The organism is Thermomonospora cellulosilytica (assembly GCF_014138835.1).
Classification (GTDB): Bacteria; Actinomycetota; Actinomycetes; order Streptosporangiales; family Streptosporangiaceae; genus Thermomonospora; species Thermomonospora amylolytica.
The window spans coordinates 6,183,283-6,197,176 of the sequence record NZ_JACJII010000001.1 but is presented as its reverse complement, the minus strand read 5'-3'; the positions used below and the strand labels follow the sequence as shown (position 1 = coordinate 6,197,176).

Below are 13,894 nucleotides of genomic sequence, written 5' to 3'. Positions count from 1 at the left end.
CACTGGTTTGGTTGGTCATCCTCCGTGACCGCCGCCGGCCGCGTCCGCCGCGGCCAGGCCCAGCAGCTCGGCGGCGGCGCGGGCGTTGGCCAGGGTGGCGCCGTACGTGGCCAGATAGGCCAGCCGGCCCTCCGGCCGCCACACCGGCAGACCCATCTCCACCAGCACCGCGTCCGGACGCGCCGCCAGCAGGGCGTTGACGAGCCTGCGCTGGCCGGCGTGCCGGTGGGCGTCGCGCACCACGATCACCAGCCCGCGGCCGGCCGCCCGTTCCAGCAGGGGACCGGGCGCGGCGGCCTCCCCGTCCACCCGGACCATGTCGGACGCCCACGGCCCCAGGCCCCAGGGGGTCGGGCCGACCGCGATGTTGCCGGGCGCCTCCAGCTCCACCACCAGCGGGTCGGGCAGGTCGGGCAGCTCGCCGGAGAACGTCAGCGCCCGCCGCGCCGCCTCCAGGGCCGCCGGCCGGTCCGTCCCGGCCGACGGCGCCCCGGCCAGCCAGGCCCGCAGCGCCCGGCCGCGTTCGGCCGCGTCCTCCAGCCGTTCGGCGGCCAGCCGCCCGTCCCGGACGGCCGCCACGATCGCCGCGACCGTCGCCCGGGTGGTGTCCTCCTGCTCCCGCGGGCCCAGGCACAGCAGGTCCGCGCCCGCCGCCAGCGCCCGCACCGACGCCTCGGGGATGCCGATCGACCCGCTGGCGCCCTTCATGTCCAGGGCGTCGGTGACGACGACGCCGTCGAACCCGAGCCTTCCGCGCAGCAGCCCGGTGATCACCGCGTGCGACAGCGTGGCGGGCTCCCCGCCGGTGAGCGCCGGGACGTTCAGATGCCCGGTCATGACCGCCCGCACGTCGGCCTTGAGCGCCGCCCGGAACGGCACCAGCTCGCGTCGTTCCAGCAGGTCGACGTCGGCGTCCACCAGGGGCACGCCCAGGTGCGAGTCCTCCACGGTGGCCCCGTGGCCGGGGAAGTGCTTGGCGCAGGCGGCCACCCCGGCCTCCTGCGTCCCGGTCACCGCGGCGGCGGCGTGCCGGGCCACCAGCTCCGGATCCGCCCCGAACGCCCGGACCCCGATGATCGGGTTGTCGTCGGCGGCGTTCACGTCCACCGAGGGCGCGAAGTTGAGGTTCACCCCCACCTCGGCCAGCTCCGCCGCCAGCGACCGGTACACCCGCCGGGTCAGCTCCACGTCGTCGACGGCCCCGAGCGCGGCGTTCCCCGGATAGGGGCTGGCGGTGCGGTGCCCGCCCAGCCGGGTGACGTCGCCGCCCTCCTCGTCGATGGTCACGATCGGGTCGGCGACCCGGCGCAGGTCGGCGGTCAGCCGGGCCAGCTCCGCGGTGCCGGAGACGTTCCCGTTCAGCGCGAACAGCGTGACCCCGCCGAGCCCCCGTTCCAGTTCCTCCAGCAGCCACCGCGGCGCGGTGTCCCCGGCGAAGGCGGGCAGCAGCACCGCCCGGGCGAGGCGGGAGAGAGTGTCGTCGATCATCAATCCCCTTAGTGTGGAGACCCAGCCTTCAGGCGGGGTGGGAAACGCGGCGCGCGATCGCACGATGGATTGGAGCGAACGGGCCATCCGTAACCGCTGGTGCGGTGATAATGCGGGCATGGCGCAAACGGTGAAGCGGGCCTACAAGTACCGCTTCTATCCCACCCCCGAGCAGGCCGAGCAGCTTGCTCGGACGTTCGGGTGTGTGCGCCTGGTCTACAACAAGGCGCTGGAAGAGCGCACCCGTGCCTACCGGTTGCAGGGCCGCCGGATCTCCTATGGGGAGACCTCCGCATGGCTGACGGCGTGGAAACGCACCGAAGAGCTGGGTTTTCTGGCGGAGGTGTCCAGCGTTCCGTTGCAGCAGGCGCTGCGACACCTGCAGGCGGCGTTCAAGAATTTCTTCGCCAAGCGAGCCGGGTATCCGTCGTTCAAGTCCCGGAAGAAGTCGCGGTCCAGCGCGGAGTACACCCATTCGGCGTTCACCTTCCGCGACGGGCGTCTCACGCTGGCGAAAATGGACGCCCCGTTGGACATCGTGTGGTCGCGGCCGTTGCCCGAGGGAGTGCAGCCCTCCACGGTGACCGTGAGCAGGGATGCGGCCGGTCGGTGGTTCGTGTCCATCTTGGTCGAGGAGACGATCCGGCCCCTGGCCCCGGTCAGGGGAGCGGTGGGCGTCGACGCCGGGTTGACGTCCCTGGTCGCCCTGTCGAGCGGGGAGAAGATCCCCAACCCTCGGCATGAGCGTCGGGACCGGCGGCGCCTGGCCCGGGCGCAGCGGGCGCTGTCCCGCAAACAGAAGGGATCGGCGAATCGGGCCAAGGCCCGTCTCAAGGTCGCCCGCGTGCACGCCCGGATCACCGACCGGCGCCGGGATTTCCTGCACAAGCTGTCCACTCGACTCGTCCGTGAGAACCAAACGGTCGTGATCGAAGACCTCACCGCCTCCAACATGCTCGGCAACCACCGCCTGGCCCGCGCGATCTCGGATGCGGCCTGGCGGGAATTGCGGACGATGCTGGAGTACAAGGCGCAGTGGTACGGGCGCCACCTGGTCGCCGTGGACCGGTGGTTTCCCTCCAGCCGATTGTGCGGCGTGTGCGGCATGCTCGCCGAGCGGATGCCGTTGAACGTCCGGGCGTGGACGTGCCGATCCTGCGGCACTGGCCATGACCGGGATGTGAATGCCGCGCGCAACATCCTCGCCGCTGGGCTGGCGGAGAGGCGAAACGCCTGTGGAGCTGATGTAAGACCTCAACGGGAGACCTCCCGGGCGGGCAGTCGGCGATGAAGCAGGAAAACCGGTGGGCGACCGCTGGGCCCCCGCCGTGAGGCGGGGGAGGAGGTCAACCCTTGACGGCTCCGGTGGTCAGGCCGGAGACCATCCGGCGTTGGACGAGGAGGAAGAAGGCGATCACCGGCAGGGTCAGCAGGGTGGAGGCGGCCATGATCGGGCCCCATTCGTTGCTGGCGTTGCCGAAGAAGTACTGCATCATCACCGGGAGGGTGTATTTGTCCTGTTCGTCCAGGAACGTGAAGGCGAAGATGAACTCGTTCCAGGCGGTGATGAACGAGAAGATGCTGGTGGCGACCAGGCCCGGCGCGATCAGCGGGAGCAGCACGGTCCAGAACGTGCGGACCGGGCTGGCCCCGTCGATGGCGGCGGCCTCCTCCAGCTCGCGGGGGATCGCGGCGACGAAGCCGCGCAGCATCCAGATCGAGAACGGCAGCGCGAAGCCGACGTAGACCACCACCAGGCCGGCCAGGTTGTCGATCATGCCGAGCCGCTTGAGGTCCAGGAACAGCGGCAGCACCAGCGCCTCGCACGGCACCATCTGCACCACCAGCAGCATGACCAGGAAGGTGGTGCGGAACCGGAACCGGAAGCGGGCCACCGCGGTCGCCGCCAGCACCGCCAGCACCCCGGACACCAGCACGGTCACGATCGCCAGCAGCGCGCTGTTGCGCAGGTACGTCCAGAACGAGACCTCGGCGATCCCGCTGTTCAGCACGAAGTCGAAGTGCTCCAGGGTGGGGTCGCCCGGCAGCGGCCGCGGCGTGGTGCTGAAGATCTCCTCGTTCGGCTTGAACGCGGTGGAGACCATCCACACCACCGGGAAGATCGCCACCGCGAACACCGCCAGCCCGAGCGCGTTGAGCCCGAAGGCGCGCAGCCGTCTCATGAGGTCTCCCCCTGCCTGACCATGATCCGTACGTACACGGCGGTGACCGCCAGCAGCAGCAGGGTGAGGATCGCGGCGATCGCCGAGCCGAGGCCCAGCTTGGCGTTCATCCCGCCGAACGCCTCCGAGTAGGAGTACAGGAGCAGGTTGAAGGCGTCCCGGTTGGCCATCCCGGACATGATGAACAGCTGGGTGAAGACCTTGAAGTCCCAGATGATGCTGAGCACCAGCAGCACCAGGAAGATCGGCCGCAGGATCGGGAAGGTGATCGTCCAGAACGCCCGCCAGGCCGACGCCCCGTCCACCCGCGCGGCCTCCAGCAGCTCGCCCGGCAGGCTCTTGAGCCCGGCCAGCACGCTGACCGCCACGAACGGGAACGACTGCCACACCACGCACACGGTCAGCACGGTGTAGGTGCGCAGCGGGGTGGCGAACCAGTTGTGGTCCAGCCAGCCGCCGCCGACCAGCGCGTCGGGCAGCAGGTCCAGGAACCAGTTGACGACGCCGCCGGTGGTGCCGAACAGCCAGGTGAAGATGATCGCGGCGGTGATCGGCGGGGTGGCCCAGGCGACCATCACCCCGGCCGACACCAGCGCCGCCATGCGCCTGCCCAGCCGGTTCAGCAGCAGGCCGACCAGCGTTCCCAGCACCAGCGTCAGGGTGACCGCCACGACGGCGAACAGCACGGTGCTGCGCAGGCTCTGCCAGAACAGCTCGTCGGACAGGACGGTGCGGTAGTTCTCGGTGCCGACCGACTCGGCGGGCGCGCCGGCCAGCTGCCGGTTGCCGACCTTCTGGAACGACATGATCGCGATCTGGATCATCGGCCAGAACATCAGCAGCGCGATGACCACCAGGGTCGGCGCGATCAGCAGATAGGGCCACGGGCGGTGGCGGCGGGGCCGCGCCGGGCCGGAGGATCTCCGGCCCGGGCGGCCCCGCGCGGCCCGCACGGCGGGAGCGGTGTCCAGCATGAAGGGGTCCGTCCGCTCAGGGGTTGAGCAGCTCGTCGGCCTGCTCGTTGGCCTTCTTGAGCTCCTCGGCGCTGGATCCGCCCTGCATGATCGCCTTGACGGCGTTCGGGATGACCTTCTTGGTCTGCTCGAAGTCGCCCCAGCCGGCGCTGAGCGGGGCCATCTTGGTGTTGGCGGCGATGGTGGTGAACGGGGCCAGCTTGGGGTCGGTGAACTTCACGTCGGTGAACATCGACGAGAAGCCGCTGTAGTCGGCCCACTTGGCGGCGTTGGCCTTGTTGTTGAGCACGGTGATGTAGTCGAACGCGACGTCCTTGGCCTTGCTGTTCTCCCACACGGCCAGGTCGGAGCCGCCGGCCATCACGGGGGCGTTGCCGCCGTTCTTGGCCGGGATGGGGAAGACGCCCCACTTGTCGGCGTCCTTGTCGGAGACCTTCTTCATCTCCTTGAGCGCCCAGCTGCCGTCGATGTACATGCCGAGCTTGCCGAGCGCGAAGTCCTGCTGGGGGCCCTGCAGCTCGTTCTTGCCGATGTACTTCTCGGGGGCGACCTTCTCGGTGGTGACCAGGCCGGCGTAGAAGTCGATCGCCTCCTTGGCCTGCGGCTGGTCGAGCCTGCCGGCCCACTTGTCGCCCTCCTTGACGGCGACCTCGCCGCCGTTGCCCCAGATGAAGCTGAGGATGGCGTTGGTCTGGTCGCTGGGGGCGCCGATGCCGGGCACGCCCTTCTCGTCCTGGATCTTCTTGGCCGCCGCGACCAGTTCCGCCCAGGTCTTGGGCGGCGTGATGCCCAGCTCGGTGAACCAGTCGGTGCGGTACCAGACGCCGCGGACGCCGCCGTACCAGGGCACGGCGTAGGTCTTGCCGCCGGACTGGTCGTTGGCGAGCGCGGTCTTGTTGAGGGTCGCGGCCTCGCTCCAGCCCTTGACCTCGTCGGTGATGTCGGCGAGGTTGCCCTGCGAGATGTGGGACTGGACGTCGGTGTTGCCGATCTCGGTGACGTCCGGCCCCTCGCCGCCGGCGACGGCCTTCTGGAACGTGGTGGCGACCTGCGGCCACGGCACGTACTTGATGACCACGTCGGTGTTCGGGTGCTTCTTGCGGAACTCGGCCTCGACCCCGTCCAGGAACGCGGTCTGCTCCGGGGTCCCCTCGCCCATCATCCACACGTTGAGCTTGGCCGGAGCCTCACCGGCCGTGTCCTCACCGCCGTCTCCGCCACAGGCCGTGACGGCCAGGGCGACCGCGGCCGCCGTGGCCGCGAACTTGAAGAACTTCACCTGCGTTCCTTTCCGGCGAGCCCTCGCCTGGGTGCGTCGTTGGCGGGACGGGCCGGACCTGTGCCGGACCCCGTAGGGTTCGGCCATGCCCTGCTCGTCGTCGCACCGGCGCGCGCCGGCGCGTCGGTTGGCGGTAAACTAACAAGAAACTTTCCTAAAAAATACTGCTCGTTAGCGGATTGAGACGTGAGGGGACGCTTGGGATGGCCAACCGCCCGGGGACGCCGCGGCTGCTGCGTGAGCTCAACGACCGCGCGGCCCTGGAACTGCTGATCGCGCAGGGTCCGCTGACCCGCGCCCAGATCGGCGCGCTGACCGGCCTGTCCAGGGTCACGGCCTCCCAGTTGCTGGCCAGGCTGGAGGAGCGGGGCCTGGTCGAGGTGGTGGGGGAGCAGGCCGGCGGTCGCGGGCCCAACGCCGCCCTGTACGCCGTCGTCCCCACCAGCGCCTACGCCGCCGGGCTGGAGGTCGGCCCGCACGGCGTCACCGCCGGGATCACCGACATCACCGGACGGCAGGTCGCCCAGGTCACCGTGGATCCCGACGGCGCCGACGACCCCGTCCGGCTGGTGCACGGCGCGGTCGTCAAGGCATGCCGCACCGCGCGGGTGGCGCTGCGCCGGCTGAACGCGTTCGTCATCGGCAGCCCCGGCGTCGTCGACCCGCGCACCGGCGACGTGCGGTTCGCGTTCGACCTGCCGGCCTGGCACGAGGGCGTGCTGGCGGGCCTGCGCACCGACCTGCGCCGTCCGGTGGTCATCGAGAACGACGTGAACCTGGCCGCCGTCGCCGAACGCGCCTACGGGGCGGCCCGCGACACCGACGACTTCGCGCTCATGTGGCTGGACCGGGGCGTGGGCCTGTCGGTGATGCTCGGCGGCCGGCTGTACCGCGGGGTCTCCGGCGGCGCGGGCGAGATCGGCTACCTCCCCGTTCCCGGCGTGCCGCTCCCCGAGGGCGTCACCGAGTCCGCCACCTGGGGCAAGCCCGCCCTGGCCGGCGGTTTCGGCTCGCTGGTCGGCGCGGACGCCGTGCTGGGCCTGGCCCGGGAGCACGGGCTGACCGAACCCACCGCCGTCGACTGCGTCCGCGCCGCCGCGGCCGAGGCGGATCGCGGCGGTCCCTTCCTGGACGCCCTGGCCGCCCGCATCTCCTACGGCGCCGCCGCCGTCAACATCGTCCTGGACCCCGGCCTCATCGTCCTGTCCGGCCGGCTCGGCACCGCCGGCGGCGCCGCTCTGGCCGAACGCGTCGAACGGGCCGTGGCCCGCATCAGCCCCACCCGCCCCCGCGTCACGATCACCGAGGTGGACGGCAACCCCGTTCTGCGCGGCGCCCTCCACGCCGCCCTGGAACAGGCCCGCGAAGAGGTCTTCTCCACCACGACCGCCTGACCGCGCGATCGTGCGCGCCGGGTGCCGCACGGAGCCGTGCCCGGCGGCGGACACGGCGGTGAGGACGCGCGTGGCGCCAGAGCCCCGCCCCACGTGCCGGGGCTCTGGCATGCCACAGGCGCGAGCAAGGGGCCGGCCGTCCCGGGTCCGGTCGTCCGCCGATGCGGTGCGCGGCCGCTCCGTTGCGGTTTCCACGCTCTACCCGATCACCGGCCCGACGCCCCGTCCCGGACGGCGCCCGTGCTCGGCTGCCCTCATCGTGACCGCGCCGCGTTGACTGGTCGTCAAATCACGATGAACGCCTTGTTACCGAGCAAAAGAGCCCCCGCCGCCCCGCCGGAACCGCACGCACCAACTCGTCCGGCCGCCCATCCAAGGCATCTGCGACGGGGGCTCACCCTCCCGTACGCACTCCACCCCCACCCGGTTCAACCCCCAGCCGCTCCGGCGCCCGGTCTCCCCGCTCGGAGTACTGGACCGTCAGAGAACGCAGATCGCCCCGGCCGGTCCGGCGCCCTGCTTGCACCGCTCCAGAACACCGGATCGTCCCGGAGCACGGATTGCCCCCATGCGGTTCGGCCTTGGACGGACTGGTGCCCTGCCTCGCCGCTCCGGGACACCCGGCCGTCCGGGAACGCGGAACGCCCCGGGGTCGTCTCGCGGACCCCGGGGCGTTGCGGCGGGTGCGGCCTACTTCGTGGTGGTGACCTGCTTGGCTGTGGCGGGCTCCCGCCGGCGTGGATCGTGCATGGCCCGGTCACGGACCGTCCGGGTGATGACCTGGCGCTTGCGTCGCTGTGCGATGGTCCACCGTGCTGTCGGTGTCATGTTGCTCCCCGTTCTGCGGTGACCTTTCCCCCGATCACCGCTGACCCCGTAGTGAATCGATGTTCCCAGAACGGCCACCCTTTTGTATCCCCCGACAGGAGGATTCCTGTTCCCTACCAAGGTGCCGCTCCACCCTGGACGCTTCCTGTGCATCACCTGACATTCATCCCGACGTCACCCTCGTCCCTGCGGGTGTACGCACTGGTGCAGCGGATGGCCCGGCAACTCCTCGGGAGTTCGGGGCGCCAAGGCGGGAGTCGTCGGCCGCGGCGGCGAGGCGGGGACGGCCGGGCGACGCCCTCCGCACGGTTGACGGCTTCTGCATCTGGTGAACGGGGTGGTCATGGGCGTCCGCGTGGCCGGGATGGGATGTACGGCGGCTGAGCCGAGGAGACGTTGCGTGGGGCAACGGCGGCTTGAGCCGAGGAGACCTCGCGCGAGGCATCGGTCGTGGCTACGGCAGGTCTGGGCGATTGGCGGTGTTCTGCGCAGGCCGATGGCCAGGTGCTCGTACGGCCGAGGTATGGAGGCTCTCTGGGTTGGGGTGCGGTGCGGGCCGGGCGGAGTGGTGTAGGAGATCGGCGCGGGTGGCGGCTTCTGAGGTTGGGAGGCGGTGTGGCGCGGGTCGCTGGCCTGTGGCTATCGGTGGTGCGGGTGGCGGGCCGGCACACCGTCCCGGTGCCGGTGGACGGCTCGGGGTCGGGTGCCTGACTCGCCGGCGACCTCTGGGCGGATGCGGGTGGGACGGGCCGCCGGCGTATATCGGGATGGAGCGGGATTCGGGTGATTTAAGAGCGTGCTCGAAAAAGCGTTGAGATGTTCGGTGGTGGGTCGCCGTGGAGGTCTTTCTGGGCGGGCTGGTGTGTTGATGGTGGGCTTTTGCCGGAGGGGCCGCTCGGGACGATCCGGTGTTCCGGGCGAATGAGCGGGCGGCGGTCGGTGGCGTTTTATGCGGAACGACCCCCGCTCAGGGGATGGGCAGGGCGCTCATGGTGGATTTGTACAGGTTGTTGTGGGGTGTGGGCGGGTGGCGGAGGGGCTTTGGGCGGGACTCCTGCGGTCGGACGGGGTCAGGAGCGCAGGCGGAGACCTCGGGGAGTGGGGTGGAAACCGGCGGCTTCGAGGGCCTGGGCCAGGGGAGAGGAGGTGATGGCCTCGCCGTCGGCGCGTTCGACGGTGAGTTTGCCCAGGGCGCCCTCTCGTACGGCGAGGGCCAGGGCGTCAACGGCGGGCTGGAGGGCGCCGGGGTCGTCGGTCCACGACAGGAGGGTGCGGCCGCCTCGTTCGACGTACAGGACCAGGGCGCCGTCGACCAGGACGACCAGGGCGCCGGCCTTGCGGCCCGGTTTGTGGCCGCCGGCGGTCTCGCCCTCGCGTTCCGGCCAGGGGAGGGCGGCGCCGTAGGGGTTGGCGGGGTCGGCGGCGGCGAGCACCAGGGCCGGTGGGCGGTCCGGGGTGCTCCGGTGGGCCGGGGCGGGCGTCAGCCACAGCTCGTCCGGATCGTCCTTCGGGCGGGACGGCTCCCGCAGTGCGCGGAGACGATCCACGGCACCCGGGACGGCGAACTGGGCCGCTCCCAGGCCCTCCACGAAGTAGCCCCGCCGGCAGCGGCCGGTCTCCTCCAGGCCGCGCAGGACCGGGTACACGGCGGCGAACCCGCCGGGGGCGCGCTCGGCGGCCACCGCCCCGCGGATGACGACGCCGTGGCGTTCCAGCAGGACCTCCGCGAGCGCGTGCGAACGCCGGGTCGTGTCGGGTTCCCGCTCCGGCAGCAGCCACCAGCGTCCCGCCACGGTCGGCGGCCCGGTCCGCGACGGCAGCACCGGACGGCCGCGCCGCGACGTCCGGGGACGGTGCGCCGGGCGGCCGGATCCGAGCGTGGCGCGCAGCGGGGCGAGGGTGTCGTTGGTCAGCCGGCCCGCCCACACCAGATCCCACAGGACCGCCACCAGATCCTGGTCGGCGACCTGCAGGCCGGCGGCGTTCACCCGGTCCGACAGGTTCCGGAAGAACAGCGCGCCGCCGTCCGACAGCGTCTCCAGCACCGCCTCGTGCGCCGGGGTCGTGGTGATCTCGGCCGGCTCCGGCAACAGCAGCGGCGCGGTGTCGGCCAGGTACAGCGACACCCAGCCGTCACCGCCCGGCAGCCCGCCCTGCCCGGCCCACACCACCTCGCCCGCCGACGTCAGCTCGTCCAGCAGCGCCGGCGAGTAGCCCGGCACCCGTGCGGGCAGCACCAGCGACTCCAGCGCCGAGGCCGGCACCGCCGCGCCCTGCAACTGCTCGACGGCCTGCACCAGCGCGTCCATTCCGCGCAGCCGGCCCGCCGTGATGCCGTGCCAGGCGGGCAGGAAACGCCCCAGCGCCTCCGGCGGCGACGGCTCCACCTCGGCCCGCAGCCGGGCCAGGCACCGCCGCCGGAGCATCCGCAGCACCCCGGTCTCGCACCATTCGCTCGCGACGGGCCCGGACAGCGCCTCCACCGGCAGGAACTCGCCCTCCGTCACCCGGCCGGCGGCCGCCTGCCGGCGCAGCGCGTCCAGCACCACCGCCGGTCCCAGCCCGAACCGCGCCGCCACGTCGCCCGCCCGGAACGGCCCGTGCGTCCGCGCGTACCGCAGCACCAGGTCGCCCAGCGGATCGTCGACGATCTCCAGGAACGCCTCCGGCACCCCCACCGGCAACGGCACGCCCAGCGCGTCCCGCAACCGCCCGGCGTCCTCCACCGCGGCCCACCGCTCGGCGCCCGCGATCCGCACCCGGATGACCCGCCGCGTCCCCTCCAGCTCCGCCAGCCACTCCCCGGCCGTCCGCCGGGCCTCCGGCGAGACGCCCTCGCGTGCCCCCGGCGGGGTGATGCGGGCGGCGACCTCGCCGGTGGACAGGGGGCCGAGGACGCGCAGCAGGTCGGCCACGCCCTCGGCGTCCTTGGCGCGCCGGTCGGGGGTGAGCCGCTGGAGCTCGCGTTCGGTCTCGGCGACGATCTCCGGGTCGAGCAGCTCGCGCAGGTCCGCCTGGCCCAGCAGCTCGGCCAGCAGCGAGGAGTCCAGCGCCAGTGCCTGGGCGCGGCGTTCGGCCAGGGGCGCGTCGCCCTCGTACATGAACGCGCCCACGTAGTGGAACAGCAGCGACCGGGCGAACGGCGACGGCGCGGGGGTCTCCACCTCCACCATCCGGGTCCTGCGCCCGGCCAGGTCCCGCATCAGCCGCACCAGTCCCGGCACGTCGAACACGTCCTGCAGGCACTCCCGCATCGTCTCCAGCACGATCGGGAACGAGGAGTACCTGCTCGCCACCGACAGCAACTGGGCCGCCCGCTGACGCTGCTGCCACAGCGGCATCCGCCGGTCCGGACGGCGGCGCGGCAGCAGCAGCGAACGCGCCGCGCACTCCCGGAACCGGGCCGCGAACAGCGCCGAGGACCCCAGCTCGTCGACCACGATCCGTTCGATGTCGTCGGGGTCGAACAGCGCCAGGTCCATCCGCGGCGGCTCGTCGGAGTCCGGGATCCGCAGCACGATCCCGTCGTCGGCGTGCATCGCCTGCGCGTCCACCCCGTGCCGTTCGCGCAGCCTGCCCGCGATCGCCAGTGCCCACGGCGCGTGCACCCGGGCCCCGAACGGCGAGTGCACCACCAGCCGCCAGTCGCCCAGCTCGTCGCGGAACCGCTCCACCACCAGCGTCCGGTCGTCGGGCACGTACCCGGTGGACTCCCGCTGCTCCTCCAGGTAGGAGACCAGGTTGCCGGCCGCCCACTCGTCCAGCCCCGCCGCCCGCACCCGTTCGGCCGCCCGCTCGCGCGGCAGCCGCGACAGCTCCCGGGCGAACGTCCCCAGCGCCCGGCCCAGCTCGGCCGGCCGCCCGGGACTGTCCCCGTGCCAGAACGGCAGCTTGCCCGGCTGGCCCGGGGCCGGGGACACCAGCACCCGGTCCGGGGTGATGTCCTCGATCCGCCATGACGAGGCGCCCAGCACGAACACGTCGCCGACCCGCGACTCGTACACCATCTCCTCGTCCAGCTCGCCCACCCGCGAGGACCTCTCGCCGACGAGGAACACCCCGAACAGCCCGCGGTCGGGGATCGTGCCGCCGCTGGTCACCGCGAGCCGCTGCGCCCCCGGCCGGCCGCGCAGGACCCCCGCCACCCGGTCCCACACCAGCCGGGGCCGCAGCTCCCCGAACTCCTCGCTCGGATAGCGGCCCGCCAGCATGTCCAGCGTCGCCTCCAGCGCCGAACGCGGCAGCGAGGCGAACGGGGCGGCCCGCCGGACGACGGTCTCCAGGTCGTCGACCGTCCACTCGTCCATCGCCGCCATCGCGACGATCTGCTGCGCCAGCACGTCCAGCGGGTTGCGGGGGTAGCGCAGCTCCTCGATCTCCCCGCGGCCCATCCGTTCGGCCACCACCGCCGTCTGCAGCAGGTCACCGCGGTACTTGGGGAAGATCACGCCTTTGGACACCGCCCCCACCTGGTGCCCGGCCCGGCCCACCCGCTGCAGGCCGCCCGCCACCGACGGCGGGGCCCCCACCTGGACGACCAGGTCCACCGCCCCCATGTCGATGCCCAGCTCGAGGCTGGAGGTGGCCACGACCGCGGGCAGCCGCCCCTGCTTGAGGGAGTCCTCGATCCCGGCCCGCTCCTCCTTGGACACCGACCCGTGATGGGCGCGCGCCACCTCGGCCGGGGCGCCTTTCCCTGCCCCGGCCTGCGCCATCATCTCCGCCGGAACGGGGGCGTCCGGGAGGCTCGGGCCGTACCGGCGTTCGTAGGCGAGCTCGTTCAGCCGCCCGCACAGCCGCTCGGCCTGCCGCCGGGAGTTGGCGAACACGATCGTGGACCGGTGGGACTCGATCAGGTCCAGCACCCGTTCCTCGACGTGCGGCCAGATGGATCTGCGCGCGGGGTCGTCGGCCGGGCCGTCCGGCGTCACGCCCGGCTCGCCCATGTCCTCGACCGGGACGACGATCCGCAGGTCCAGCCGCGGATCGTCACCGTCGCCGAGGGCCGCCGCCTGCACGATCTCCGCTCGGCGCGACCCGGCGAGGAACGTGGCGACCTCCTCTGCGGGCCGCACCGTCGCCGACAGCCCGATCCGCTGGGCGGGCCGTTCCAGCAGCACGTCCAGGCGTTCCAGGGACAGCGCCAGATGCGCGCCGCGCTTGGTCCCGGCGACCGCGTGCACCTCGTCCACGATCACCGTCTCCACGCCCCGCAGCATCTGCCGCGCCTGCGAGGTCAGCATCAGGAACAGCGACTCGGGAGTGGTGATCAGGATGTCCGGCGGCCGGGTGACCAGACGGCGGCGGTCGTCGGCGGGGGTGTCGCCGGACCGCACCCCCACCCGCACGTCCGGCTCCGGCAGGCCCAGCCGGCGCGCCGCCTGGCGGATGCCGGTCAGCGGGGCCCGCAGGTTGCGCTCGACGTCGACGGCCAGGGCCTTCAGCGGCGAGACGTACAGCACCCGGCAGCGCCGCTCCCGGTCGTCCGGCGGCGGCGCGGCGGCCAGCCGGTCCAGCGACCACAGGAACGCCGCCAGCGTCTTGCCCGAACCGGTCGGGGCGACCACCAGCGTGTGGTCGCCGCGCGCGATCGACTCCCACGCCCCCGCCTGCGCGGGCGTGGGCGCGGCGAACGCCCCGCGGAACCAGGCGCGGGTCGCCGGGGAGAAGCGTTCGAGCACGTCGTCGGGCATGTTCTTCATACTGCCCCGCGCCTGTGACAAAACCGGCCGCGGTCCCGCCGCGTCC

At 72.6% G+C, this 13,894-nt stretch carries 6 protein-coding genes and 1 pseudogene; 2 read left to right on the top strand and 5 right to left on the bottom strand.

The genetic code is table 11. The annotated features are described in order from the left end of the window. Window positions 1-15: 15 nt before the first annotated feature. Window positions 16-1,488, bottom strand: a complete 1,473-nt coding sequence (locus HNR21_RS29155; protein ID WP_182707698.1) for a glycoside hydrolase family 3 protein — start codon at window positions 1,486-1,488, stop codon at window positions 16-18. A gap of 118 nt (window positions 1,489-1,606) precedes the next feature. Here HNR21_RS29155 and HNR21_RS29150 point away from each other — a divergent pair. Further along, window positions 1,607-2,820 (top strand): annotated as a pseudogene (locus HNR21_RS29150) (RNA-guided endonuclease InsQ/TnpB family protein). A 14-nt stretch (window positions 2,821-2,834) separates the two neighbouring features. Here the strand turns inward: HNR21_RS29150 and HNR21_RS29145 are convergent. From HNR21_RS29145 to HNR21_RS29135, 3 genes are read right to left on the bottom strand one after another with little or no spacing between them, the layout of a single operon-like run. Beyond that, a complete protein-coding gene (locus HNR21_RS29145; RefSeq protein WP_182707697.1) occupies window positions 2,835-3,671 on the bottom strand; it encodes a carbohydrate ABC transporter permease in 837 nt (278 codons plus the stop codon). Then, complete coding sequence (locus HNR21_RS29140) at window positions 3,668-4,645, bottom strand: carbohydrate ABC transporter permease (RefSeq protein ID WP_119729413.1); 978 nt, start codon at window positions 4,643-4,645, stop codon at window positions 3,668-3,670. Before HNR21_RS29140 ends, HNR21_RS29145 begins: the two co-directional genes overlap by 4 nt. A gap of 16 nt (window positions 4,646-4,661) precedes the next feature. After that, window positions 4,662-5,924: an extracellular solute-binding protein gene (locus tag HNR21_RS29135; RefSeq protein ID WP_182707696.1), complete on the bottom strand. Its 1,263-nt coding sequence runs from the start codon at window positions 5,922-5,924 to the stop codon at window positions 4,662-4,664. 203 nt (window positions 5,925-6,127) lie between these two features. Between HNR21_RS29135 and HNR21_RS29130 the strand changes: the two genes are divergently transcribed. Then, window positions 6,128-7,318, top strand: a complete 1,191-nt coding sequence (locus HNR21_RS29130) for an ROK family transcriptional regulator (RefSeq protein WP_119729415.1) — start codon at window positions 6,128-6,130, stop codon at window positions 7,316-7,318. A 1,898-nt stretch (window positions 7,319-9,216) separates the two neighbouring features. Here the strand turns inward: HNR21_RS29130 and HNR21_RS29125 are convergent. Then, a complete protein-coding gene (locus HNR21_RS29125; protein ID WP_182707695.1) occupies window positions 9,217-13,839 on the bottom strand; it encodes an ATP-dependent helicase in 4,623 nt (1,540 codons plus the stop codon). Window positions 13,840-13,894: the final 55 nt, after the last annotated feature.

What these genes read in the sequence shown, in the direction of transcription:
- HNR21_RS29145 (WP_182707697.1), bottom strand. Translation starts at nt 3,671, where the DNA reads ATGAGACGGCTGCGCGCCTTCGGGCTCAACGCGCTCGGGCTGGCGGTG.
- HNR21_RS29130 (WP_119729415.1), top strand. Translation starts at nt 6,128, where the DNA reads ATGGCCAACCGCCCGGGGACGCCGCGGCTGCTGCGTGAGCTCAACGAC.
- HNR21_RS29155 (WP_182707698.1), bottom strand. Translation starts at nt 1,488, where the DNA reads ATGATCGACGACACTCTCTCCCGCCTCGCCCGGGCGGTGCTGCTGCCC.
- HNR21_RS29140 (WP_119729413.1), bottom strand. Translation starts at nt 4,645, where the DNA reads ATGCTGGACACCGCTCCCGCCGTGCGGGCCGCGCGGGGCCGCCCGGGC.
- HNR21_RS29125 (WP_182707695.1), bottom strand. Translation starts at nt 13,839, where the DNA reads ATGCCCGACGACGTGCTCGAACGCTTCTCCCCGGCGACCCGCGCCTGG.